The sequence below is a fragment of the Kitasatospora sp. NPDC101235 genome, assembly GCF_044767505.1.
Taxonomy (GTDB): Bacteria; Actinomycetota; Actinomycetes; order Streptomycetales; family Streptomycetaceae; genus Kitasatospora.
Window position 1 is genome coordinate 215,138 of the sequence record NZ_JBIWNZ010000001.1, and the last position, 22,729, is coordinate 237,866.

23 protein-coding genes are annotated in these 22,729 nt (G+C 73.9%); 7 read left to right on the top strand and 16 right to left on the bottom strand.

The window, feature by feature from the left end:
• Positions 1 to 18: 18 nt before the first annotated feature.
• Positions 19 to 930 (top strand): 1-aminocyclopropane-1-carboxylate deaminase/D-cysteine desulfhydrase, encoded by a 912-nt coding sequence (locus ACIRRH_RS01025; RefSeq protein WP_403059834.1) that lies wholly within the window; start codon positions 19 to 21, stop codon positions 928 to 930.
• A 44-nt stretch (positions 931 to 974) separates the two neighbouring features.
• On the opposite strand, the gene ACIRRH_RS01030 is transcribed toward ACIRRH_RS01025, so the two are convergent.
• Complete coding sequence (locus ACIRRH_RS01030; protein WP_403059837.1) at positions 975 to 2,495, bottom strand: LCP family protein; 1,521 nt, start codon at positions 2,493 to 2,495, stop codon at positions 975 to 977.
• Between the two features lie 119 nt (positions 2,496 to 2,614).
• Positions 2,615 to 3,079: a MarR family winged helix-turn-helix transcriptional regulator gene (locus tag ACIRRH_RS01035; RefSeq protein WP_224283102.1), complete on the bottom strand. Its 465-nt coding sequence runs from the start codon at positions 3,077 to 3,079 to the stop codon at positions 2,615 to 2,617.
• A gap of 113 nt (positions 3,080 to 3,192) precedes the next feature.
• Here ACIRRH_RS01035 and ACIRRH_RS01040 point away from each other — a divergent pair, with 113 nt between their 5' ends.
• Entirely contained in the window at positions 3,193 to 4,221 is a 1,029-nt protein-coding gene (locus ACIRRH_RS01040) for an NADP-dependent oxidoreductase (RefSeq protein WP_403059840.1), read from the top strand.
• A gap of 363 nt (positions 4,222 to 4,584) precedes the next feature.
• Positions 4,585 to 5,079, top strand: coding sequence for a DUF3145 domain-containing protein (locus ACIRRH_RS01045; RefSeq protein WP_403059843.1), 495 nt, complete (start codon positions 4,585 to 4,587; stop codon positions 5,077 to 5,079).
• A gap of 80 nt (positions 5,080 to 5,159) precedes the next feature.
• On the opposite strand, the gene fabF is transcribed toward ACIRRH_RS01045, so the two are convergent.
• The 5 genes from fabF to ACIRRH_RS01070 form a co-directional block, all read right to left on the bottom strand.
• Positions 5,160 to 6,425 (bottom strand): beta-ketoacyl-ACP synthase II, encoded by a 1,266-nt coding sequence (gene fabF, locus ACIRRH_RS01050; RefSeq protein WP_403059846.1) that lies wholly within the window; start codon positions 6,423 to 6,425, stop codon positions 5,160 to 5,162.
• A 184-nt stretch (positions 6,426 to 6,609) separates the two neighbouring features.
• Positions 6,610 to 6,849, bottom strand: a complete 240-nt coding sequence (locus ACIRRH_RS01055) for an acyl carrier protein (protein WP_403059849.1) — start codon at positions 6,847 to 6,849, stop codon at positions 6,610 to 6,612.
• A 74-nt stretch (positions 6,850 to 6,923) separates the two neighbouring features.
• Positions 6,924 to 7,955, bottom strand: a complete 1,032-nt coding sequence (locus ACIRRH_RS01060) for a beta-ketoacyl-ACP synthase III (protein ID WP_403059852.1) — start codon at positions 7,953 to 7,955, stop codon at positions 6,924 to 6,926.
• Positions 7,952 to 8,902 (bottom strand): ACP S-malonyltransferase, encoded by a 951-nt coding sequence (locus ACIRRH_RS01065; protein WP_380770320.1) that lies wholly within the window; start codon positions 8,900 to 8,902, stop codon positions 7,952 to 7,954. The genes ACIRRH_RS01060 and ACIRRH_RS01065 overlap by 4 nt, the downstream gene beginning before the upstream one ends.
• 91 nt (positions 8,903 to 8,993) lie before the next feature.
• Positions 8,994 to 10,190 (bottom strand): helix-turn-helix domain-containing protein, encoded by a 1,197-nt coding sequence (locus ACIRRH_RS01070; RefSeq protein ID WP_360340793.1) that lies wholly within the window; start codon positions 10,188 to 10,190, stop codon positions 8,994 to 8,996.
• Between the two features lie 225 nt (positions 10,191 to 10,415).
• On the opposite strand from ACIRRH_RS01070, the gene ACIRRH_RS01075 reads away from it, so the two are divergent.
• Positions 10,416 to 11,192 carry a pirin family protein gene (locus ACIRRH_RS01075; RefSeq protein WP_403059855.1) on the top strand — a complete coding sequence of 259 codons (777 nt, stop codon included), beginning with the start codon at positions 10,416 to 10,418 and terminating at the stop codon, positions 11,190 to 11,192.
• Here ACIRRH_RS01075 and ACIRRH_RS01080 read toward each other — a convergent pair.
• On the bottom strand, positions 11,189 to 12,022 hold the full coding sequence (locus tag ACIRRH_RS01080) for a serine hydrolase domain-containing protein (RefSeq protein WP_403059858.1): 834 nt from the start codon (positions 12,020 to 12,022) through the stop codon (positions 11,189 to 11,191). The genes ACIRRH_RS01075 and ACIRRH_RS01080 overlap by 4 nt on opposite strands.
• A 132-nt stretch (positions 12,023 to 12,154) precedes the next feature.
• Here ACIRRH_RS01080 and ACIRRH_RS01085 point away from each other — a divergent pair, with 132 nt between their 5' ends.
• On the top strand, positions 12,155 to 12,658 hold the full coding sequence (locus tag ACIRRH_RS01085; protein WP_224282494.1) for a MerR family transcriptional regulator: 504 nt from the start codon (positions 12,155 to 12,157) through the stop codon (positions 12,656 to 12,658).
• Positions 12,655 to 13,668 carry an aldo/keto reductase gene (locus tag ACIRRH_RS01090; protein WP_403059861.1) on the top strand — a complete coding sequence of 338 codons (1,014 nt, stop codon included), beginning with the start codon at positions 12,655 to 12,657 and terminating at the stop codon, positions 13,666 to 13,668. The genes ACIRRH_RS01085 and ACIRRH_RS01090 overlap by 4 nt, the downstream gene beginning before the upstream one ends.
• Positions 13,669 to 13,725: 57 nt before the next feature.
• Here the strand turns inward: ACIRRH_RS01090 and ACIRRH_RS01095 are convergent, their stop codons facing one another.
• Positions 13,726 to 14,304 carry a TIGR03086 family metal-binding protein gene (locus ACIRRH_RS01095; RefSeq protein WP_403059864.1) on the bottom strand — a complete coding sequence of 193 codons (579 nt, stop codon included), beginning with the start codon at positions 14,302 to 14,304 and terminating at the stop codon, positions 13,726 to 13,728.
• Positions 14,305 to 14,405: 101 nt separating this feature from the next.
• Here ACIRRH_RS01095 and ACIRRH_RS01100 point away from each other — a divergent pair, with 101 nt between their 5' ends.
• Complete coding sequence (locus tag ACIRRH_RS01100; RefSeq protein WP_403059867.1) at positions 14,406 to 15,398, top strand: helix-turn-helix transcriptional regulator; 993 nt, start codon at positions 14,406 to 14,408, stop codon at positions 15,396 to 15,398.
• Positions 15,399 to 15,416: 18 nt separating this feature from the next.
• On the opposite strand, the gene ACIRRH_RS01105 is transcribed toward ACIRRH_RS01100, so the two are convergent.
• From ACIRRH_RS01105 to ACIRRH_RS01135, 7 genes are all read right to left on the bottom strand, one after another.
• Positions 15,417 to 16,631, bottom strand: coding sequence for an alpha/beta hydrolase (locus ACIRRH_RS01105; protein WP_403059870.1), 1,215 nt, complete (start codon positions 16,629 to 16,631; stop codon positions 15,417 to 15,419).
• A 211-nt stretch (positions 16,632 to 16,842) separates the two neighbouring features.
• The gene (locus ACIRRH_RS01110; RefSeq protein WP_403059873.1) at positions 16,843 to 17,178 is read right to left on the bottom strand and encodes an MmcQ/YjbR family DNA-binding protein; all 336 of its coding nucleotides are present in this window, start codon (positions 17,176 to 17,178) and stop codon (positions 16,843 to 16,845) included.
• 159 nt (positions 17,179 to 17,337) lie between these two features.
• Positions 17,338 to 18,585 (bottom strand): acyltransferase, encoded by a 1,248-nt coding sequence (locus ACIRRH_RS01115; protein ID WP_403059876.1) that lies wholly within the window; start codon positions 18,583 to 18,585, stop codon positions 17,338 to 17,340.
• 26 nt (positions 18,586 to 18,611) lie between these two features.
• Positions 18,612 to 19,736, bottom strand: a complete 1,125-nt coding sequence (locus ACIRRH_RS01120; protein ID WP_403059879.1) for an alpha/beta hydrolase — start codon at positions 19,734 to 19,736, stop codon at positions 18,612 to 18,614.
• 141 nt (positions 19,737 to 19,877) lie between these two features.
• A complete protein-coding gene (locus tag ACIRRH_RS01125; protein WP_403059881.1) occupies positions 19,878 to 20,567 on the bottom strand; it encodes a response regulator in 690 nt (229 codons plus the stop codon).
• Positions 20,568 to 20,572: 5 nt separating this feature from the next.
• Positions 20,573 to 21,886, bottom strand: coding sequence for a sensor histidine kinase (locus ACIRRH_RS01130; protein ID WP_403059884.1), 1,314 nt, complete (start codon positions 21,884 to 21,886; stop codon positions 20,573 to 20,575).
• A gap of 116 nt (positions 21,887 to 22,002) precedes the next feature.
• Positions 22,003 to 22,689 (bottom strand): TetR/AcrR family transcriptional regulator, encoded by a 687-nt coding sequence (locus ACIRRH_RS01135; protein ID WP_403059887.1) that lies wholly within the window; start codon positions 22,687 to 22,689, stop codon positions 22,003 to 22,005.
• Positions 22,690 to 22,729 lie beyond the last annotated feature (40 nt).

Sequence of the window (22,729 nt, forward strand, 5' to 3'; positions counted from 1 at the left end):
TGCGCCTAAGCTGGCCGGGTGCTCGAACCCGCCCTGCTGCCGACCCCGCTGGTGGACTGCACCGACGAGGCCTTCGCCCGGGCCGGGGTGGAGCTGCGGCTGAAGCGGGACGACCTGCTGCACCCGACCGTCCCCGGCAACAAGTGGCGCAAGCTGGCGCCCAATCTGGCCGCCGCCGTGGAGCAGGGCCACACCCGGCTGCTGACCTTCGGCGGCGCGTACTCGACCCACCTGCGGGCCGTCGCGGCCGCCGCCGGGGCGCTCGGGCTGGAGAGCGTCGGGCTGGTCCGCGGCGAGGAGCTGGCCGACCGGCCGCGCAACTGGTCGCTGCGGGCCGCCGAGGCGGCCGGGATGCGGCTGGAGTTCCTGACCCGGGCCGAGTACCGGGAGGCCACCGGCCGGGCCGAGGGGGAGCACGGCACGGACGCCCTGCTCCGCCGCTGGGGCCGCTGCCTGGTGCTCCCGGAGGGCGGCTCCAACGCCCTGGCCGCCGTCGGCGCGGCCGCGATCCCGGCCGAACTGCCCGGTCTCGGCGAGCGGGACGTGGTCTGCTGCCCGGTCGGCACCGGCGGCACCCTGGCCGGCATCGCGGCCGGCCTGCCGACGGGCGCGCGGGCGCTCGGGGTGGCCGTGCTGCGCGGCGGCGAGGGCTATCTGGAGGCGGAGGTCGCCCGGCTGCACCGGGCCGCCTACGGGCGCGGGTTCGACAACTGGCGGATCGACCACGCGCACCACGGCGGCGGCTACGGCAGGGTCCCGGCCGAGCTGGCCGGCTTCGCCGAGCGGTTCGAGCGCCGTCACGGCATCCCGCTGGAGCGCCGCTACGTCGCCAAGCTGCTCGCCGCGCTGGCCGGCCTGGCGGCGGGGGGCGTCTTCCCGCGCGGCACCCGCCTCACCGCCGTCGTCACCGGGCTGCCGGATCCGCAGTAGCGGCCGGCCGGCCGTGGGTCAGCCGTCGGCCGCGGGCCGGGCGGTCAGCCGAAGGTCAGGTCGGCGCACGGGTCGGTGTCGGCGTTGCGGGTGTTCTCCGCTATGCCGGTGGGGATGCCGCCCGGGGTGGCGCCGGGGGTGCTGCCCGCCGTGGCACCGGCCGGGACGCCGGGCGCCGGGCTCGGGGCGGTCACCGAGTCGATCCGGGTAGCCGCCGTCCGCTCGTCGGGGCCGATGGTGACGGTGATCGCCCCCGAGCCGGGGGACTCGATGACCTTGGCGCCGGGGAAGAGCGCGGCGACCTGGTCGGCGGCGGCCTTCAGCGTGGGGTCGTAGGCGACCCGGGTGGCCCGCTGCCCGGGGGCGTTGGGGCCGAGCGCGATGTTCTGGAAGCCGCGCGCCTTGAGCGCCTCGGCGCCGGAGCCGGCCACGCCGGGCGTGCCGGTCCCGTTGACCACGGTGATCGGCGTCGCGGCCTGCTCCGGGGTGAGCGGGGCGGTCGCAGCGGCGGGGTCGGCGGTGGGGGAGGAGGTCACCTGGCCCGTCCCGGTGGTGCTCTGCCCGTCCAGGGTGCGGTCCTCGCGCAGCAGCTTCCAGAGGGTGTCGGCGTCCGGCTGGACCAGCCGGACCCGGTCGCCGGCGAACCGCCAGGGGGCGGTGACGAAGGAGACGTCGGAGAGCTTGATGTCCTGGACCGAGCGGGCGAAGTCCACCAGCTTCATCGCGGTGCCCAGCCCCTCGTCCACGGTGAGCGACTTGGTGGCCGCGTCGGCCAGCGGCAGCAGGGTGGGCAGCGAGAAGCCCTGGCTCTGCACCTTCTTGATCATCGAGGAGAGGAAGGCCTGCTGGCGCTTCATCCGGCCTATGTCGGAGTTGTCGCCGATGCCGTGGCGGGCCCGCAGGTAGTCCACCGCGGACTGCCCGGAGAGCTTCTGGAGGCCCTTCTTGAGGTGGATGCCGTACTCGTTGACGTCGTTGGGCACACAGGCCTCCACACCGCCCACGGCGTCCGACATCGCGGCCGCGCCCTTGAAGTCGACCACGACGGTGTGGTCGATCCGCAGTCCGGTGAGCTTCTCGACGGTGTTCTGGGTGCAGGCCGGATTGCCCTTCTCGGCCAGGCCCACGGTGAAGGCGGAGTTGAACATCTGGTCGGTCTTCGGCGCCGTCCAGGTGCCGTTCGGCAGCTTGCAGGACGGGATGGTGACCAGGGTGTCGCGGGGTATCGAGACGCCGACGGCGTGTTTGTGGTCGGCGTAGATGTGCACCAGGATCGCGGTGTCCGAGTGGCCGACGCCCTCGTCACCGCCGCCCAGCGAGTCGTTGCCCCCGTCGCGGGTGTCCGAGCCGAGCAGCAGCACGTTGACGGGGACGGAGGCGCCCGGGCTGGCCGGGACGGGGGCCGGCGGGCGCTCGGTGGCGACGCCGCCCGAGTCGAAGGTGGTGATGTTGTTGTCCAGCCGGTGGTAGAACCAGGCTCCGGCGCCCACGACCGACAGCACCAGTACGGCGGCCAGGCCGATGGCGGTCCGCAGGTAGCGGCGCCGACGCGTGCTGCTGCTCATCCTCCGTGCCCCCCGTCTTCAGGTTTCTCGCGTTCGATGTTCGAACGTTAGACGTTCCGGAAGGCGGTTCGGTTACCCCCCCGGGGCCAACGGGCAGCCCCCAGGACCTGTGATGCTGGTCACGCACCCGGGCCGGAGGCGCCCGCGAGCATCCGCCGGAGCAGGTCGCGCAGGGCCGTGCGCTCCTCCGGGCCGAGCGCGGCCAGCGGCTCGCGCGCGAAGTTCAGCGACTCGCGCAGCTCCTCGGAGGCGGCCGAGCCGGTGTCGGTGGCGGCGACCAGCTTGACCCGGCGGTCCTGCCGGTCGGCCTCGCGGGTGACGAAGCCGCGGGATTCGAGCCGGTCGACGATGCCGGTGATGTTGGACGGCTCGCAGCTGAGCGTCTGGGCGATCTGGCGCATCGGCATCGGGCCGCGCCGCAGCAGGGCGAGCACCTTGGCCTGGGCGCCGGTGAGCGAGCGGGCGGCGGCGGCGTCCTCGTACTCGCGGTGGAACAGCGCGACCAGGTTGGCCATCAGGTCGACGACCTCGCGGGTGATCTCGTCGGGCTGCGGCGTGGCGTCCTGGATCGACTGAGTGTCCATGGTCGAGAGTCTACCTGAAAAGTTGACAAGGTGAACCTTTCATGCCCATCGTTACTTCAGTTGCTCAACTTTTCATGCACCTGAACCGCATCTGAACCGCAAGGAGCGCCCCGATGGCAGAGCAGGCCGCCGCCCCCGCGACCGCCCGTGAATGGCACCTCGCCGCCCGCCCGCAGGGCTGGCCGGTGCCGGCCGACTTCGCCCTGGTCGAGGCCCCGGTCCGGACCCCGGGCCCGGGCGAGATCCTGGTCCGCAACGCCTACCTCTCGGTGGACCCGTACATGAGGGGACGAATGAACGACGTGAAGTCGTACGTCCCGCCGTTCCAGCTGGGCCAGGCCATGGACGGTGGCGCGGTCGGCTACGTCATCGCCTCCGAGGCCGAGGGCTTCGCCCCGGGCGACGCGGTGCTGCACGGGCTCGGCTGGCGCGAGTACGCCACCCTGGACGCGAGGCACGCGGTCAAGGTCGACCCGGCCGCCGCCCCGCTCTCCGCCTACCTCGGCGTGCTCGGCATGCCCGGCCTGACCGCCTACGCCGGCCTGCTCGCCGTCGGCGGCCTCAAGGAGGGCGACAAGGTCTTCGTCTCCGGCGCGGCCGGCGCCGTCGGCTCGCTGGTCGGCCAGATCGCCAGGCTCAAGGGCGCCTCGCTGGTGGTCGGTTCGGCCGGCTCGGCGGAGAAGGTGGCCAAGCTGGTGGACGAGTACGGCTTCGACGCGGCCTTCAACTACAAGGACGCCCCGGTCGCCCAGCAGCTCGCCGAGGCCGCCCCGGAGGGCATCGACCTCTACTTCGACAACGTCGGCGGCGACCACCTGGAAGCCGCGATCGGCGCGCTGAACGTGCACGGCCGCGCGGTGCTCTGCGGCGCGATCGCCCAGTACAACGACACCACCGCGCCCGCCGCCCCGCGCAACCTCGCGCTCGCCATCGGCAAGCGGCTGCGCCTGGAGGGCATGCTGGTGCGCGACCACGCCGGGCTCCAGCCGCAGTTCGTCGCCGAGGTGGGCGGCTGGCTGACGTCCGGTGAACTGCGCACCGAGGAGACCGTGGTGGACGGCTTCGAGAACGCCGCCGAGGCCTTCCTCGACCTGCTGCGCGGCGTCAACACCGGCAAGATGGTCGTCCGCCTGGACGGCTGACGCTTCGTCAGGAGGCCGATCGCCCCGCCGCCCCGATCGGGGCGGCGGGGCGGTTTGCCGTGGACGGTTCGCGGCCGGGCGCAGGCGCTTCGGTCGCATTACCGTATTCCGGCCGGATCCGATAGTGCGTCATCCATCCTGCGGCGCAGCGCGGTACGGTGGTCCCGCCGGCGATGGGGCCGTTCGGGGGAGAGATCCGGCCGAGGGGTAGACCTCGTTGAGGATTCGACTAGCATTGAGCGAAAGCCTGTCCGTTTTGCTCAATTTAGTAGCTTAATGTCGGCTAACGTGGGTAACTGCGGATCAACTGCAGGCACGAGGCAGCTGGGGAAGGCGACCCTCGTCCACAGCCTGGAGGTCCCGGTGACGACACGTGGAGTTCTGTACATCCACTCCGCGCCCCGCGCGCTGTGCCCGCACGTCGAGTGGGCCGTCGCGGGGGTGCTCGGTGTGCGGGTGAGCCTGGACTGGATCCGCCAGCCGGCCGCACCCGGGCATTGGCGTGCCGAGCTCTCCTGGCAGGGGGAGCCCGGTGCGGCTTCGAAGCTCGCCTCCGCGCTGCGCGGGTGGCAGCTGATGCGGTACGAGGTGACCAGCGAGCCCTGCGCCACGGCGGAGGGGGAGCGGTACAGCAGCACGCCCTCGCTCGGCATCTTCCACGCCGTCACGGGCATCCACGGCGACATCCTGATCCCCGAGGACCGGCTGCGCGCCGTCCTGCTGCGCGCCCGCAGCGAGGGGGCCGACCTGGAGGCCGAGATCGCCCGGCTGCTCGGCAAGCCCTGGGACGACGAGCTGGAGCCGTTCCGGTACGCGGGCGAGGGCGCGCCGGTGCGCTGGCTGCACCAGGTGGTCTGAGGCCGCCCCCGGAGGAGGCCCGACAGGCATGACGAAGGGGCCGGCGCTCGCGGAGAGCGTCGGCCCCTTCGTCATGGGCGTCAGCGAGTGCGGAAGGCCAGCACCACGTTGTGGCCGCCGAAGCCGAACGAGTTGTTCAGCGCGGCGATCCGGCCCTCGGGCAGCTTGCGGCCCCCGTCGCGGACGATGTCGGCGTCCACGTCGTCGTCCAGCTCGTCCACGTTGATGGTCGGCGGGGCGATCCGGTGGTGCAGGGCCAGCACGGTGGCGACGGTCTCGACGCCGCCGGCGCCGCCGAGCAGGTGGCCGGTCATCGACTTGGTGGCCGAGACGGCGATGTGGTCGAGGTCGTCGCCCAGTTCCTTGCGCAGCGCCTTCAGCTCGGCGGTGTCGCCCTGCGGGGTCGAGGTGGCGTGCGCGTTGACGTGCACGATCTCGGCCTTGTCCAGCTCGTTGCGCTCGAACAGGTCGGCCAGTGCACGGGCCACGCCGGCGCCGGTCGGCTCGGGCTGGGCGATGTGGTGGGCGTCCGAGGACAGGCCCTGGCCCACGGCCTCGCAGTAGATCCGGGCGCCGCGCGCCTCGGCGTGCTCGACGGACTCCAGCACGACCACACCGGCGCCCTCGCCCAGCACGAAGCCGTCGCGGGCCTTGTCGTACGGGCGGGAGGCGCGCTGGGGCTCGTCGTTGTTCTTGGACATCGCCATCATGTTGGCGAACGCGGCGATCGGCAGCGGGTGGATCGCCGCCTCGGTGCCGCCGGCCACCACGACGTCGGCGCGGCCGGTGCGGATCATCTCGATCGCGTAGCCGATCGCCTCGGCGCCGGAGGCGCAGGCGGAGACGGGGGTGTGCACACCCGCGCGGGCGCCGACCTCCAGACCGACGTTGGCCGCCGGGGAGTTGGGCATCAGCATCGGGACGGTGTGCGGGGAGACCTTGCGGGCGCCCTTCTCCTTGAGCACGTCGTACTGGTCGAGGAGGGTGGTCACGCCGCCGATGCCGGAGGCGATGACGGTGCCCAGGCGCTCGGGGGCGAGCTTGGAGGACGCGTCGGTGGCGGGGGTCTCGAAGCCGGCGTCGGCCCAGGCCTCGCGGGCGGCGATCAGCGCGAACTGGGCCGAGCGGTCCAGCTTGCGGGCCAGCGGCCGGGGCAGGATCTCGCCCGGCTCGACGGCGGTCTTCGCCGCGATCTTGACGGGCAGGTCCTCGGCCCACTCCTCGGTCAGGGCCGACACACCGGACCTGCCGGCGAGGAGGCTCTCCCAGGTGGTGGCGGCGTCGGCGCCCAGCGGCGTGAAGGCGCCGATACCCGTGACGACCACGGTGCGGTTTTCAGCGGTCACTGGTTTCTTCTTCTCTCACGTGTGCGGGGGTCGGCGGCGTGCCGAAGACGGGCCCGGCCGGGCGCCCTGGTGAGGGCGTCCCGGCCGGTGGGGTCGGCCAGGCTCCACGAGCCCGGCCGACCGGTCAGCCTTCGCCGGCGTACGGGACGCCGGACGGGCTGGCCGAGTCGAACGAGTCGATCGCTCAGGCGTTGAGGATGTAGTTCACCGCGTCGCCGACGCTCTTCAGGTTCTTGACCTCGTCGTCCGGGATCTTGACGTCGAAGCGCTCCTCGGCGGCCACGACGACCTCGACCATGGACAGCGAGTCGACGTCCAGGTCGTCGGTGAAGGACTTGTCGAGCTGGACGTCCTCGGTCGGGATGCCGGCGATCTCGTTGACGATCTCGGCGAGACCTTCCAGGACCTCTTCCTGGGTAGCCATACTGGCTGCTCCTCTTCGGTGTTGAGCGTGTCCGGCCGGCGGCCGGACACAGGCTGTGGATTGGGCGAATGCGCCTAGGGGAGAGTAACGACTGCCGCGGCGTACACGAGACCCGCCCCGAACCCGATGATCAGGGCCAGGTCCCCGCTGTGGGCCTCACCGCTCTCCAGCATGCGTTCCATCGCCAGGGGGATGGAGGCCGCGGAGGTGTTGCCGGTCTCGGCGATGTCGCGGGCGACGGGCACCGAATCCGGCAGCTTGAGCGCCTTGATCATGGCATCCGTGATCCGCATGTTGGCCTGGTGGGGGATGAACGCACCGAGCTGGTCGGCGGTGATCCCGGCGGCGTCCAGCGCCTGCTGGGCCACCTTGGCCATTTCCCACACCGCCCAGCGGAAGACCGGCTGGCCGTCCATCCGCAGGGCCGGCCACCTGGTCTCCTCGCCCGCACCGTTGATCGCGTCGGACTTGGCGAAGGCGGTGTCCCAGGCCTCGGTCTGGGTGATGAGGTCGGCCTGCGAGCCGTCCGAGCCCCAGATCAGCTTGCCGATGCCGGGCGTGTCGGACGGGCCGACGATCGCGGCGCCGGCGCCGTCGCCGAAGATGAAGGCGGTGGAGCGGTCCGACTGGTCGGTCAGGTCGCTGAGCCGCTCGACGCCGATGACCAGCACGTACTCGGCGTTGCCGCCGCGGATCATGCCGTCGGCCAGGCCCAGGCCGTAGCCGAAGCCGGCGCAGGCGGCCGAGATGTCGAAGGCCGGGGCCTTGCCGCAGCCGAGCCGCTCGGAGATCTCGGTGGCGATCGCGGGGGTCTGCTTGAGGTGCGAGACGGTCGAGACGATCACGCCGCCGATCTGCTCGGGGGCGATCCCGGCCTGGGCGATGGCCTTGCCGGCCGCCTGGACGGACATCTCGGCGACGGACTCGTCCGGGCCGGCCCAGCGGCGCTCGGCGATCCCGCTGCGGGTGCGGATCCACTCGTCCGAGGAGTCGATCCACTCCAGGACCTCGGAGTTGGGGATCACCCGGACCGGACGGTAGCCGCCGACACCGAGGATGCGCGAGTACTGCGCGCCGCTCACCGGACGGATCTGGGGCTTGGTCATACCTGGGTCTCCTGCTCCTGACCGCCGTGCTCCGCGACGAGCTCGCGGGCCTTGTCCAGATCGGCGGGGGTCTTGAGGGCGAGCGTGGCCACACCCTTGAGGTTGCGCTTGAGCAGTCCGGTCAGGGTGCCCGCGGGGGACAGCTCGATCACGGCCGTCGCGCCCAGCTGCCCGAGGGTCTCCATGCAGAGGTCCCAGCGGACGGGGTTGGAGACCTGCGACACCAGTCGCGCCAGCACCTCGGCGCCGGAGTCCACGACCGCGCCGTCCTTGTTGGAGACGTAGCGGACCTGCGGATCGGCCGCGGTCAGGGTCGGGGCCAGTGCGGCCAGCCGCTCGACGCCCGGGGCCATGTGCTCGGTGTGGAAGGCACCGGCCACCTTGAGGGCGATCAGCTTGGCGCGGGCCGGCGGGTCCGCCTTCAGCGCCTCCAGCTGGGCCAGCGTGCCCGCGGCGACGATCTGGCCGCCGCCGTTGTTGTTGGCCGCGGTCAGGCCGTGCTCGGCGAGCTTCGCCGCGACCTCCTCCGGCTCGCCGCCGAGCACGGCGAGCATGCCGGTCTCGGTGACGGCGGCGGCCTCGGCCATGGCCCGGCCGCGCTCGCGCACGAAGGTCAGCGCGTCGTGGGCGGTGAGCACCCCGGCGCCGGCGGCGGCGGTGATCTCACCGACGCTGTGGCCGGCCACGGCGCCGACCAGCTTGCGGGCGGCGTCCTCGTCCGGGAACAGCTCCCGGGCGGTCACCAGACCGGCCGCGACCAGCAGCGGCTGGGCGACGGCGGTGTCCTTGATCTCCTCGGCGGACGCCTCGGTACCGGCGTGCACCAGGTCGAGCCCGGCGACCTCCGACCAGCCGCGCAGGCGGTCGGCGACGCCGTCGAGCTCCAGCCAGGAGCTGAGGAAACCGGGGGACTGGGCACCCTGTCCAGGGGCGACGATTACGAGCACGGTTCAACCCTCTCTCGCCAGGCGCCCAGGGGCGGGTAGGCGACGGTAACGAAGAAAACCATCCGGGATTGTATGGTCCCTACACTCCGACTCAGCCGGGCTCGCCGACGGCGTCCAGTCGGCCGAGGGCCAGTGCGATCCGCAGGGTGAACGCCGAACGCACGTCGGAGGGGGCGTACCCCGTGACGTCAGTCACACGTCGCAGCCGGTAGCGCACCGTGTTGGGGTGGACGAAGAGCATCCGGGCCGCGCCCTCCAGCGAGGAGGCCTGCTCCAGGTAGACGCTCAGCGTCTCCAGCAGGGCGGAGCCGGCCTCGTCCAGCGGTGTGTAGATCTCCTCCACCAGCTGACGGCGCGCGGCCTGATCACCGGCCAGCGCCCGCTCCGGCAGCAGGTCGTCGGCCAGCACCGGGCGGGGGGCGTCCGGCCAGGCGGCGCAGGCGCGCAGGCCGGCCGCGGCGGCGTGGGCCGAGCGGGTCGCGGAGAGCAGGTCGGGCACGGTCGGGCCGACCACCACCGGACCGGGTGCGAACTGGCCGATCAGCGCCCGGGCCGCGTGAACCGGCTCCTTCTCGCCGCCGACCACGACCACCAGGCGCTTGCCCAGCACCCCGGTCAGCACGTTCAGCTTGGCGTACCGGGCGGCCCGCCGGATCGCCTCGACCACCAGCTCGCTGTCGCCGTCCGGCGCGCTGCCCATCACCACCCGGACCTGGCTGGGCTGGCCCCAGCCGAGCGCCGCGGCGCGGGAGAGCACGCCCTCGTCGGCGTCGCCGGACAGCAGCGAGTTGACCACCAGCGCCTCCAGCCGGGCGTCCCAGGCGCCGCGCGCCTCGGCGGCCTGGGCGTACACCTGGGCGGTCGCGAAGGCGATCTCCCGGGCGTAGACCAGCACCGACTCGCGCATGTCCGCCTCGTCGCCGGGGGCGGCCACCTCCTCGATGGCCTCCTCCATGACCTCGATCGTGGTGCGGATCAGTTCGACGGTCTGGCGCAGGGTGATCGCCCTGGTCAGCTCGCGCGGGGCGGTGCCGAAGACGTCGGTGGAGATCGCCTGGGCCGTGTCCGGGTGGCGGTACCACTCGGTGAAGGCGGCGATGCCCGCCTGGGCGACCAGTCCGATCCAGGACCGGTGCTCCGGCGGCATCCGCCGGTACCAGCCGAGCTGGTCGTCCATCCGGGAGATCGCGGCGGTGGCCAGCTTGCCGGAGGACTTCTCCAGTCGCTTGAGCGTCGCCGCCCGGCGCTCGGCGCGCTCGGCGGCGTTTCTGCGCTCCTGCGCGGTCAGGCGGGGTGCCGCGCGGCCGGGGCGGTCACGGCTCGACCGGGCGGCCGGGCTCTTCCCGGTGGGTTCGGGTGCGGGGCTGGGACTGGGGTCGCTCTGGGAGTTCGCGGAAGCGGCTGGCACAAGGACAAGACTGCCTCACGTGAGTGACTGCTCGTGCACACCCCCCCGGCGGAGCAGCGCGGTGGCAAGAGTCACACCCCGGGCCCCAGACACTACGGTGGGGGCGTGAACGAAGCCGCCGACCGCCCCCGTGCCGACCTGCGCCGCACCGCCGAGCGCTACCGCTCCGCCCCGGCCGAGGGCGTCGAGACCAGGCACGCGTTCTCCTTCTCCGGCCACTACGACCCGAAGAACACCCATTTCGGCGCGCTGCTCGCGTGCAACGAGGAACTCCTCGCCCCCGGCGCCGGGTTCGAGGAGCACAAGCACCGGGACACCGAGATCCTCACCTGGGTGCTGGAGGGCGCTCTGGCCCACCGGGACTCGCACGGCCACAGCGGAGTGGTCCGCCCCGGGATGGTCCAGCACCTCAGTGCCGGCTCCGGCGTCACCCACACCGAGCGCAACGTCGGCGGCGCCACCGGGCCGGTCCGCTTCGTCCAGATGTGGCTCCAGCCGGACGCGTTCGACGCGCCCCCCGCGTACGGCCTGCGCAAGGTGGAACCGGCGGACGGCGGGTTGACGCTGCTCGCTTCCGGGCTGGAGCGCGACGCCGCGACGGACGCCCTGCGGCTGCGCCGCAGCGACGCCGCGCTCTGGCTGGCCACCGCCGGGCCGTGGCAGCCGCTGCCGCCGCTGCCCGAGGCGCCCTGGCGGTACGCGCACCTGACGGCCGGCTCGCTGGGCTACCGGACCGTTCCGGGGCCCAAGGGCGGCGGCCGCTCGATGGTTCCGGGCGACAGCGTCCGGATCACCGGCGAGGCCTTCGCCGACCCGGCGGCGGGCGAGACCGGCGCCGAACTCCTGCTCTGGGAGATGCACTCGCCGGTCTCGTACGGCTAGCGCCCCAGCTCTGCGAGCACCGCGTCCGAGAAGGCCGGCCAGGCCTCGACCGCCCACGGCCCGAAGTCCCGGTCGGTGAGCGCGATGCAGGCTGCGCCGGCCTGCGGGTCGACCCACAGGAAGGTGCCGGACTGGCCGAAGTGCCCGAAGGTTCCGGGGGAGTTGGCGGTGCCGGTCCAGTGCGGGCTCTTGCCGTCGCGGATCTCGAAGCCGAGGCCCCAGTCGTTCGGGCGGCGGTGGCCGTAGCCGGGCAGCACGCCGCTGGTGCCGGGGAAGGCGACCTCGCGGGTGGCCTGCCGGACGGTGGACGGGTCCAGCAGCTTGGGCGCCTGGAGCTCGGCGGCGAACCGGGCGAGGTCGGCGACGGTGGACAGGCCGCCGGCGCCCGCCGGGGACTTGTGCGCGGTGTTGATCAGGGTGTCGCCCATGCCGAGCGGTTCGAACACCGCCTCGGCGACGTAGCGGGAGAACTCGATCCCGGCGGCCTCGGACAGCGCCCGCGCCAGCGCGTCGAAGCCCGCGTTGGAGTAGAGCCGGCGGTTGCCGGGCTCGGCGAAAACCCGGTCCTCGTCGAAGCCCAGGCCGGAGGTGTGCGCGAGCAGGTGGCGGACGGTCGACCCGGGCGGTCCGGCCGGGTCGTCCAGCTCGAACACACCCTCCTCGACGGCGACCAGCGCCGCGTAGGAGGTGAGCAGCTTGGTCACCGAGGCCAGCGGGAACAGGTGCTGCTGCGGCCCGTGCGCGCCCAGCACCGCGCCGTCCGCCGCCCGCACCACGGCCGCCGCGGCGTGGGGCACCGGCCAGTTCTCGATCATCCGCAAGCTCTCCATGGGCCCGACTCTAGTCGCCGGGAAATTCGTCGGAAAAGGTGGTGGTGGGGCCACCCGGATGTCGGGCTTGCTTGGAGTGCACTCCAACTCGGTAGCGTCGTTCACGTCGCACAGGACAAGGGGAAACGAGCGATGGCCGCACCCGCACGCATCGAGATCGACCTGCGCAGCTGCTCGGAGGTGTTCAGCCGCCCGACGGGCGATCCGGACCGGACGCCGAGGCACACCATCAGCGAGGTCGCCGCGGCGAGCGGGCTGACCGACCACACCCTGCGCTGGTACGAGCGGATCGGCCTGCTGGACCCGGTCGACCGGGCGGCGGGCGGCCGGCGCCGCTACTGCGACGCCGATCTGCACCGGCTGGCCTTCCTGGGCCGGCTGCGGCTGACCGGCATGTCCGTGGCGGACATGCTCAAGTACGTGGACATGGCCCGCCAGGGCGAGCGGACCTACCGGGAGCGGCAGCAGCTCCTGGAGGCCCAGCGCGAGGAGGTCCGGCAGCGGATCGCCGACCTCCAGGCCACCCTCGCCGTCCTCGACTACAAGATCGATCTCTATGCCGGGAAGGCCGCCGACGGCGTCGGCGCCCCCGTCCAATGCCAGAACATCCGTGTAGAGGAAGAGCAGAGCGCATGACTCAGACCGTCCTTCCCACCGTCGAACTCGGCACCGGCGGCCCGCTGGTGGGCATCCAGGGCCTCGGCTGCATGGGCATGAGCGAGTTCTACGGCCCCACCGACGCCGGCGAGGCGCTCGCCACCCTGGACGCCGCGCTGGAGGCCGGCGTCACCCTCTTCGACACCGCCGACATGTACGGCTCCGGCCACAACGAGGAGCTGATCGGCCCCTTCGTCCGGGCCAACCGGGACAAGGTGGTGATCGCCACCAAGTTCGCCATCGTGCGCTCCGAGGAGGACGGCTCCGTCCGCGGCATCAGCAACGACCCGGCGTACATCCGGACCGCGGTGGACGCCTCGCTGCGCCGCCTCGGCGTGGACGAGATCGACCTGTACTACATGCACCGCCGCGACCCGGCCGTGCCGCTGGCCGACTCGGTCGGCGCCATGGCCGAGCTGGTGCAGGCCGGCAAGGTGCGCCACCTCGGCCTGTCCGAGGTGACCGGCGCGGAGCTGCGCGAGGCCCACGCGATCCACCCGATCGCCGCGCTCCAGTCCGAGTGGTCGGTGTTCGCCCGCGACGTCGAGCGCACGGCGGTGCCGGCCGCGGCGGAGCTGGGCGTCGCCTTCGTGCCGTACTCGCCGCTCGGGCGGGGCTTCCTGACCGGCGCCTTCCAGGACGCCAAGGAGCTCTCGGCGGACGACTACCGCCGCACCAACCCGCGCTTCACCGGCGACAACGCGGCCGCCAACGCCGAACTGCTCGACCCGCTGCGGGAGATCGCGGCGGCCCGCGGCGTGACGCTCGCCCAGGTCGCGCTGGCCTGGGTGCACCGGCAGGCCGAGGTGCACGGGCTGGCCGTCGTGCCGATCCCGGGCACCCGCAAGCGCAGCCGGCTCGCCGAGAACACCGCGGCGGCGACGCTGCGGCTGACCGCCGAGGAGCTGGCGCTGCTGGAGCCGGTGGCCGGCCGGGTCGCGGGGAGCCGCTACGCGGACATGAGCTCCACCTCGGCGGCGCGGGAGTAGCGGGCACCTGCGGGCCCGGGGGAGCCGGCGGACGCTCCCCCGGGGCCGGTGGCGGGTTCAGACCGTACGGCCCGTCCAGGCGGCCAGCCGGGTGTGCACGTCGGCGTCCTCGGCGACCGGCCGGACGGCGGCGAACGGGACGCCCGGCACCCGCTGCTCGGCCGGCAGCACGAACTCGGCGATGGCCAGCGCGGTCCGCGCGAGGTCGTCGTCGAGGGCGAAGCCGCTGCCGAGGCCGGTGGCGATGTCCCAGGAGTGGGTCACCAGCTCCATCAGGTAGCCGCCGACCGCCACCGCGCCGGGCACCTCGCCCCAGGGGGCGACGGTCGGGCGGCCGAGCTTGGTGTCGTCCGCCCAGGCGGCGGTCACCCGGGTGCGGGCCCGGCCCAGCGCGGCCGGCCAGCCCTCGTCCGAGGGGTCCTCGATGGCGGCCACGACGTCCTCGGCGTGGCCGCCCTCGCCCATGTACGCGAACCGGTGGATGCCGCCGACCACGTGGTTCAGCAGCTGACGCAGCGTGAACTCGGCGCAGGGGGTGGGGCGGTCGAGGTCGGCCGGGGTGATCGTGGCGAACAGCTTCTCCAGCTGGTCGAGGGCGGTCAGGTACTGCGGGCGGGCATCCTGGACGGCGGTCATCTGCGCTCAACTCCCTGGTATCGGGTGGTCTTTCGGGCTCGGAACGCAATCTCCCAGTAAAACCTGACAACTACCGTCAGGATTACTGGGATTCTTGGGGCATGAAGGCCGACCGCCTGCTCTCGATCCTCCTGCTGCTCCAGACCCGCGGCCGGGTGCCCGCCACCGAACTCGCCGAGCGGCTGGAGGTGTCCGTCCGCACCATCTACCGCGACGTCGAGTCGCTCTCCGCCGCCGGGGTGCCGGTGTTCACCGAGCGCGGGCGGCACGGCGGCATCGGCCTGCTGCCCGGCTACCGCACCGACGTCACCGGCCTGACCGCGGACGAGGCCAGGGCGCTGTTCGTGCTCTCCGCCCAGGGCGCGCACAGCGACCTCGGGCTGGACGGTGCGCTCGGCTCGGCGCTGCGCAAGGTGATGGCGGCGCTGCCCGCCCCGCACCGGCCGGCCGCCGAGCGGATCAGCGAGCGGATCCTGGTCGACCCGGCCCGCTGGATGCAGACCCCCGGCGCGGTCGGCCCCGCCACCGGACCGGACCTCGGGGAGCTGCAGTACGCCGTCTTCGCCGACCGGCGGCTGCGGCTGCGCTACCGGCACAGCGGCACGCCCGCGCCGGTGGAGTACACCGTCGACCCGTACGGGCTGGTGAGCAAGGCCGCGGTCTGGTACCTGGTGGCCGATCTGCACGGCGAGCCGCGGCTGTTCCGGGCCGACCGCGTGCTGGCCGCCGACACCACCGAGGAGGCGGTGCGGCGCCGGGCCGGGGTCGGGCTCGGCGATGCCTGGGCGGTGCTGCGCGAGCAGGTCGAGCGGTTGCCGAAGGACGTGCCGGTGCGGGTGCGGGTCCGGCGCGGGCGGCTGGACATGTTCCTGCGCATCCACGGCGGCCGGGTCACCGCGCCGCCGCCGGAGCCGCTCACCGGGACGGCCGAGGAGTGGGCCGAGGTGGCGATGGCCTTCCCCGCCCCGGCGGCCGTCCGGTTGCTGCTGGCCTTCGGCCCGGACGTCGAGGTGCTGGCCCCGCCGGCCGCCCGGCGCGAGCTGGCCCGGGCGGCGGCGGACGCCCTGCGGCTGTACCAGGACCAGCCGGCCTAGCGGGCGTCCTCTCGGGCTTCAGGAGCCGGGGTTGGCCCGGACCACGTCCTGGTAGTGGCCGAGCGAGATCGCCGCGAAGTTGCGCAGGCTGTCGGTGCCCTCGGTGAAGTAGCCGTTGTGGCCGGCCGCGCGGGCCGAGGAGATCTGCTCGGAGCCGAAGCCGCTCGCCGCCGGGTCGGCGCCGTGGCCGAGGCCGCCGACCTCCAGGAACGGCACGTTGCCGATCCAGTCGCTGGGGTTGCGGGTGGCCCAGACGTGCACGCCGGCGCCCAGCTCGGTGGTGTTCTGCACGCCCATGCCCGGGCTGCCGAAGACGACCAGGTCGGTGATGCCGGAGGTGTCGGACGGCGAGGCGGCCGCGCGCGGGATGTCCGGGGCGGCGTTGCCGCAGACCACCGAGCCGTACGAGTGGCAGAGCAGCGACGGCGGCGCGTCCGGCCGGGTGGTCTCCTTGAGCCCGGCGAGCAGTCGCTCCAGCCGGGGCGCGGCGACGTCCGCGAGCCGGGAGGTGGCGGCGTCCGGGCCGAGGCCGGAGGGGGTGACGTAGCCGGTCCAGGAGATCACGGCGGTGCGGGTCTTCGGCGCCTGGCGCCGCTCCTCCGTGAACAGGGCGCGGGCCATGCCGGCGGGGGAACGCAGCGGGTCGGCCGTCTGGTCGTGGTGGCCGAGGTCGGCGTCCGAGCCGGGGACGAGCACGGAGATCCGCTCGGCGTCGGCGAGGTCGCCCCACACCTCGGTGACCAGGCCGCGGCCGCGCGGGTCGAAGGCCAGGATCTGCCGGTCGGGGGCGAGCAGGTGCGCGACGTCGTTGGCGCGGGAGACGGCCAGCGCGCGGGTGTCGGAGTCCAGTGCGCGGTCGGCGGCGCGGGCCCGGGCCCGGTCGCGCTCGGCGGCCAGGGCGATCCTGTTGGCGCGGTAGCGCAGGTCCAGCGGGGCGCCGTCGTAGTTGCCGACGACCAGCGGGTACTCCTGGATCAGCCGGTCCAGCTCGGTGGGTGCGAGTGAGGCGAAGAACCCCGCGGCGGCGGCCGGGGTGGTGGTGGCCGGGTCGGGCAGGGAGCGGCCGAAGGAGTGGTCCTGGACCCAGGCGGCGCTGCCGGCCGGAGGGGTGGAGATCGCCAGCTGCTCGGAGGAGACCGCGGCCGCGGCGGCGGAGGCTCCGGCGTCGGCGAGCACCGCGCAGCCGGCGAAGGCCCCGATCAGTACCCGCTTCCAGCGTCGACGGTTGCGCACCGCACCAACTCCCTTGGGGCCCGTCACCGTTTCGCGGGCGGTACCCGGAGGGTGCGATGGCTCTGCTGACTTCCCTGCGCAAGCCTAGGGGGCCTGAAGGGACGGCGGGAACGCCTAAACTGTGGGATGGATCACATGAACCGGAGGTGTCCGTGCGACGTCTCCCAGTGGTTCGGGCGGTGGCCCGTGCGGCCGTCCGGCCGGGCCGCACTCAGGCGTCGAACTCGCGGACCAGGCGCTTGGGCGCCGTCCGCCGCCAGGCCTCGGTGACCAGGTCGCGCAGCTCGTCCCGGTCCACCAGGTCCAGCCGGACGCTCACCCAGCCGTGCCGGCCGACGTACGGGGCGCAGGAGAACACCTCGGGCTCGGCGGCGAGCAGTTCGGCCTGGTCCTCGGGGGAGGCCTTGACGGTGACGCGGTCCCCGTCGGGCGCGCCCATCGCGAAGATCCGGCTGCGGACCCGCAGCGTCTCGATGTCCCAGGTCGGCTCCTGGGCGGCCTCCGGCAGGGCCAGCGCCATCGTGCGGAACTCGTCGAACGTCACCATGGCGGCAGGGTAGGGCAAGGCGCCGACAACGCGCCCCCGGCGCGCGGCACGGCGCACCGGGAGCCGGCGGCGACGGACGCAGGGCGTGGACCGGTCGGTCCACGCCCTGCCGTCCGTGCCGCGCTGCGCCGCCCGGAGCGGCTCGCCTCCGACCGATCGTCACACCACGCCCAGCGCGTACGCTGCGAACAGCGCCGCCGCGGCCCCGGTCACCGCCTTGCCGCCCCGGGAGAGGGCCGTCCAGGGGCCGTCGAACCGGCGGGTGAACCAGCCGACCGCCACCAGCACGGCGCCGAACAGCGGCAGCAGCGCCAGCCGGGCGGCCACCCAGCCGAGCGAGTCCGGCGCGGTGGTCAGCCCCGGGACGGCGCCCAGGCCGGCCGCGCCCGGCACCGCGACCGCGAGCATCGCGCTCTGGTGCCAGCAGAAGATCGTCATCGCCGACAGGTTGACCACCACGACCGGCAGCCAGAGCAGCGGACGGCCGGTCAGCAGCCGGCCCAGCCGCTCCCGCAGCAGCACCGCGGCGCCGCACTGGAACGCCGCCAGGGCGAGCACCAGCAGGGACGGCGGGTGCGAGTTGGTCCGCGCGGCCCCGGGCACACCGACCATGCTGGCCGGGTAGTGGAAGACCAGCAGCAGCGCGGCGAACAGCGCGCCGCCGCCGAGCAGCAGCACCCGGGCCGCCGGGCGGCCGAGCCGGCCCTGCGCCCAGAGCACGCCCAGCTGGTAGCCGAACAGCCAGCCGGGCAGGATGTTCAGCAGCGCGACCCAGGACGGCACCGCCTCGGCCCACGGCCCGTAGCGCAGCAGGTCGACGGCGGCGACCGAGGCCACCAGCAGGCCCGCCGACCAGCCGCCCAGCCGGCGCCCGGCCGCCACGCAGAGCGGGGTGAGCGCGGTCAGCCCCAGGTAGACCCCGATGTACCAGAGCGGCTGCACCACCAGGGTGGCGCCGGTGCGCAGGGTGTCCGCGGGGACGCCGAGTGCGGGCAGCAGCGGGACCAGCGCCGCCCAGACGGCCGTCACCCCGAGCACCGGGCGCAGCAGCCGGACCGTACGGGCGCGCAGCCAGCCGCCGTAGGTGACGCCCCTGGCCCGGGCCCGCTCCAGCGAGCGGACCGAGGAGTGGCCGCCGACCAGGAAGAACACCCCGAGCATCTGGAGCACCCAGCTGAGCGGGGCGAAGAAGCCGAGCGTGGAGAGCGGGCTGGCGTTGTGCAGGGCGCCGTCGGGGGATCGGGTGAGGCCGCCGAGCATCCAGTGGCCGACCGGCACGGCGAGCAGGGCGAGGGCGCGCAGCCCGTCCAGGGCGCGGTCGCGGTCGGCCGGGGTCTTCGCGTCGACCTGCGCGGCGGCGCGGCGCAGGGCGGTGAGGGGCCGGGGGGTGGCGAGGGTGCTGGCCATGGTGGTGCTCCTTCCGGTGCGGGTGGTCAGGCGCGGCCGAGCGCGACGGCGGCGTAGGCGGCGAGGGAGGCGGTGCCGGGGGCGAAGTAGCCGTCGTGGCCGTGGGATCCGGTGGCGGGCAGTGGGCGGGCGCCGAAGCCGGGGGTGGTCGGGTCGGCGCCGTGGCCGAGGCCGAACAGCCGGACGGTGGGCACGTTGCCGATCCAGTCGGAGCCGTTGCGGGCGGTGGCCCAGAGCGGGACGCCCGGGTCGAGGTCGGCGGCCGAGTCGATGCCCATGCCGGGCGAGCCGAGCACCACCACGCCGGAGGCCTGTGCGGGGGTGGGGCGGGCCAGGCCGCAGACCACCGAGCCGTAGCTGTGGCAGAACACGGTGGGCGGGGCCTGTGGACGGGTGGTGACGGCGAGTCCGTCGAGCAGCCGGGTGAGGCGGGGTGCACCGGCCCGGGCGAGGTCCTCGGTGGCGGCGTCCGGGCCGAGGCCGAGCGGGGTGGTGTAGCCGGCCCAGGCGATCACGGCGGTCTGCCGGTCGGTGGCGTCCAGGAGTGCGCGGGCCATGCCGGCGGGGGTGCCGTGCGGGTTGCCCGTGCGGTCGAAGCGGAGCAGGTCGATGTCCGAGCCGGGGACGATCACGGCGGTGCGGCGGGCGGTGGCGAGGTCGCCGTACACCTCGGCGACCTGGCCGCGGCCGCGCGGGTCGAAGGCGAGGATCCGCCGGCCGCCGTCCAGCAGGGTGCCGTAGCGCTCGGCGCGGGTGCGGGCGGCCTCGTGGTCCTGCGGGGTGAGGGCGGGGTCGGCGGCCCGGGCGAGTTCGTGGCCGCGCTCGGTGGCGAGGGCCAGGGCGTTGGCCCGGTACCGGAGTTCGACGGGCGCGCCGTCCAGGTTGCCGACCACCAGCGGGTGCCGGGCGGCCAGGGCGTCCTGCTGGGCGGGGCTCAACCCGGCGAAGAAGGCGGCGATCTGGCCGGGCGTGCTGCCGGCCGGGTCGGGCGGGTGGAGGCCGAGAGCGGTGTCGGCGGTCCAGGCGGCGCTGCCGGGTGGCGGGCCGGTGACGGCGGTCTGGGTGTCGGCGGCCCAGCCGCCCGCGCCGAGCACCGCCGCCAGAGCGACCGCGGTGGCGGCGAGCGCCCGCCTGGCTCGAAACTTGCGCATGTCCCTGTTCCCCCTCGTCCGTTCGGCCGCCGACTCGGTTCGGCTTCCGACGGGAAGGAAGGTAGGTATGCGTCGGCCCCGCGGACGTCACACCGCGGGGCCAAGTCCCGGGTGCTACCCGGGTATCAGGGAACGGTCCTGCTACTGCCCGGGTGCCACCAGGCCGGACTCGTAGGCCAGCACCACCGCCTGGGCGCGGTCGCGCAGGTCGAGCTTGGCGAGGATGCGGCCGATGTGGGTCTTGACGGTCTGTTCGGCGAGCACCAGCTTGGCGGCTATCTCCTGGTTGGACAGGCCGCGGGCGATCAGCTCCAGCACCTCGGTCTCGCGCGGGGTCAGGCCGTTGAGCCGCAGCTTGGGGTCGCGGCGCTTGGCGGGCCGGTTGCGGGCGAAGTCGGCGATCAGCCGGCGGGTGACCGAGGGTGCGAGCAGGGCCTCGCCGGCCGCGACCACCCGGACCGCGGCGATCAGGTCGGCCGGCGGGGCGTCCTTGAGCAGGAAGCCGCTGGCCCCGGCGCGCAGCGCCTCGTACACGTAGTCGTCCACGTCGAAGGTGGTCAGCATCAGTACCTTGGGCCGGTGGGCGCCGCCCCCTCCCCGTGGACCAGTGTCCGGGTCGAGCAGTCGCCGGGCGGCCTCCAGGCCGTCCATGACGGGCATCCGCACGTCCATCAGCACCACGTCGGGGTGGGTGCGGCCGGTGACCTCCAGGGCCTGGGCGCCGTCCGCCGCGTCCCCCACCACGTCGATGTCGCTCTGGGCGTTGAGCAGGGCGGCGAAGCCGGCCCGCACCATGGCCTGGTCGTCGACGATGATCACGCGGATGGTCATGCGGGTTACTCCCCGGGGGTGTCTGGGCTTTCGGGCGGGTCGAGCGGCATGGCGGCGGCCACCTTGAAGCCGCCGTCCGGCAGCGGGCCGGTGTCCAGCCTGCCATCGACCAGCCGGACGCGTTCGCGCATTCCGACCAGGCCCTGCCCGGTGCCCTCGACCGAGGCCTCCAGCGACTCGGTGCGCTGCGGCGGGGGCGCGTTGACCACGGTGAGCCGCAGTTCCGGGCCGTCCGCCGACAGCGACACCCAGACCCGGGCGCCGGGGGCGTGCCGGACCACGTTGGCCAGCGCCTCCTGGACGATCCGGTAGGCGGAGAGACCGACGGCCTGCGGCACCCGGCCGGCCAGCCCGTCGTCCACGGTCAGCTCGACGGGCACCCCGGCCCGGCCCACCGTCTCGGCCAGCTGGGCGAGTTGGCCCACGCCGGGCTGCGGGGTCTTCTCCCCGGCGGTGTCCTCGCTGCGCAGCACGCCGAGCAGCCGGCGCATCTCGGCCAGCGACTCGCGGGCGGTGCCGGCGATCGCGGTGAACTCCTCGGCGGCATCGGCCGGGACGCCCTCGATCCGGTACGGCGCGCTGGCGGCCTGCACCGCGATCACCGACATGTGGTGGGCCACCACGTCGTGCAACTCCCGTGCGATCCGTGCGCGTTCCTCCAGGAGGGTGCGCCGTTCGCGTTCCACCTCGCTGATCTGCTCCTGCTCGGTGAGCAGCCGGCGGGCGACCGCGCGGTCCCGGACGGCCCAGCCGAGCAGCAGCACGGCGCCGCTGAGCGCGATCAGCAGCACGGTGGTGCCGTCGCCGGCCCGGGGCAGGCCGAGGGTGGTGGTGAGCACGGTGAGCAGGAAGGTGGCGACCCAGACCGAGACCACGGTCGCCCGGCTCTCGCGCAGTCCGAGGGCGAGCAACAGGAAGAGGTACGCGAGGATCATCGGCGCCGTCCACGGCCAGCTGCCCATCACCTTGGGGTGGTGGGCGGTGATGGTGGCGGTGGTGACCAGGGTGGCGGCGGTGATCCACCATGCGGCCAGCGGCCGGGTGATGGCGAGGAGCAGCGGGGCGGTCTGGGCGATGGTGAGCGCGGCGGCCACCGGCAGCACCATGTCGTAGAAGCTGATCAGGCAGACGATCCCGGTGGGGATCAGCGAGGCCTGCAGGATGATCGCGACGGCGTACGGGAGCCGGCGCACCCAGCGCCGGCGGGAGTTCCCGAGCAGCGGGGTGTCGTCCTCGCTCGGGGTGGTCAGGTGCCGTCGCAGGGTGCGCAGTTGGCGGACGGCGAACCTGCGGCCGTCGGCGATGGTGAGCGTCTTCATCACGGGCCAGCCTAGGAGGGCGGGCCCGCCCGGTGCGTCGCACTGGAGCGCGAACTTCCGGGGGCTACCGGGGTATCGGGTGATACCCCGGTATGACACGGGTGTGCTGCCCGGGACTACGCCGGGCCGCGCCAGTGGCCGGCCAGGGCCGGGCCGAGCTGGTCGAAGTAGCGCTCGATGACGGCGACCATGCCCTCCGGACCGGCCGGTTCGTGCTCGGCACTCCAGGACAGGTGGGCCGAGCGCAGCAGGCTGCCGAAGACGGCGGCGAGCACGGCCGGGCGCAGGTCCTCGGCCGGGTCCAGGCCCTCGCGTTCGGCGAGCACCTGGATCACCAGCCGCTCCTGTTCGGTGACCCGGCGCAGGTGGGCGGCGAGCAGCGGGGGCGTCTCCTCGATCATCCGCATGAGTTCGAGGGCGCTGTGGATCGAACCGGGGCCGGAGGCCTCCTCGCTGCCGAGGTCGCGCCAGGCCTTGACGATCGAGGCGCGCAGGGCCTGGAGCGGGGCCTCCTCGGCCGGGCGGAGCCGCAGGCACTCGATGAAGTAGTCCTCGGCCACGGCCATCACGGCGAGCGCGACCTCGTCCTTGTTGGCGAAGTACCGGAAGAAGGTGCGCTGCGAGACGTCGACGGCGGAGGCGATCTCGTCGACGGTCGTGTGGGCGAAGCCCTGTCGGAGGAAGAGCACGTGGGCGGCCTGGATCAGGGCGTACCGGGTCTGCTGCTTCTTGCGCTCGCGCAGCCCGGGCGCGCGTTCGGAGCCCTCCGGGGTGCCGGTGGTGCGGGGGGTGTGAGCGGCCATGGCGGGGGCCTTCCGGAGCGCTGGGGGAGGGTGGGAGCAC

Coding starts and splice junctions, on each gene's coding strand:
- ACIRRH_RS01130 (WP_403059884.1), bottom strand. CDS start 21,886: ATGAAGACGCTCACCATCGCCGACGGCCGCAGGTTCGCCGTCCGCCAA.
- ACIRRH_RS01090 (WP_403059861.1), top strand. CDS start 12,655: ATGACTCAGACCGTCCTTCCCACCGTCGAACTCGGCACCGGCGGCCCG.
- ACIRRH_RS01035 (WP_224283102.1), bottom strand. CDS start 3,079: ATGGACACTCAGTCGATCCAGGACGCCACGCCGCAGCCCGACGAGATC.
- ACIRRH_RS01135 (WP_403059887.1), bottom strand. CDS start 22,689: ATGGCCGCTCACACCCCCCGCACCACCGGCACCCCGGAGGGCTCCGAA.
- ACIRRH_RS01095 (WP_403059864.1), bottom strand. CDS start 14,304: ATGACCGCCGTCCAGGATGCCCGCCCGCAGTACCTGACCGCCCTCGAC.
- ACIRRH_RS01060 (WP_403059852.1), bottom strand. CDS start 7,955: ATGACCAAGCCCCAGATCCGTCCGGTGAGCGGCGCGCAGTACTCGCGC.
- ACIRRH_RS01120 (WP_403059879.1), bottom strand. CDS start 19,736: ATGCGCAAGTTTCGAGCCAGGCGGGCGCTCGCCGCCACCGCGGTCGCT.
- ACIRRH_RS01040 (WP_403059840.1), top strand. CDS start 3,193: ATGGCAGAGCAGGCCGCCGCCCCCGCGACCGCCCGTGAATGGCACCTC.
- ACIRRH_RS01115 (WP_403059876.1), bottom strand. CDS start 18,585: ATGGCCAGCACCCTCGCCACCCCCCGGCCCCTCACCGCCCTGCGCCGC.
- ACIRRH_RS01110 (WP_403059873.1), bottom strand. CDS start 17,178: ATGGTGACGTTCGACGAGTTCCGCACGATGGCGCTGGCCCTGCCGGAG.
- ACIRRH_RS01055 (WP_403059849.1), bottom strand. CDS start 6,849: ATGGCTACCCAGGAAGAGGTCCTGGAAGGTCTCGCCGAGATCGTCAAC.
- ACIRRH_RS01030 (WP_403059837.1), bottom strand. CDS start 2,495: ATGAGCAGCAGCACGCGTCGGCGCCGCTACCTGCGGACCGCCATCGGC.
- ACIRRH_RS01080 (WP_403059858.1), bottom strand. CDS start 12,022: ATGGAGAGCTTGCGGATGATCGAGAACTGGCCGGTGCCCCACGCCGCG.
- ACIRRH_RS01085 (WP_224282494.1), top strand. CDS start 12,155: ATGGCCGCACCCGCACGCATCGAGATCGACCTGCGCAGCTGCTCGGAG.
- ACIRRH_RS01125 (WP_403059881.1), bottom strand. CDS start 20,567: ATGACCATCCGCGTGATCATCGTCGACGACCAGGCCATGGTGCGGGCC.
- ACIRRH_RS01100 (WP_403059867.1), top strand. CDS start 14,406: ATGAAGGCCGACCGCCTGCTCTCGATCCTCCTGCTGCTCCAGACCCGC.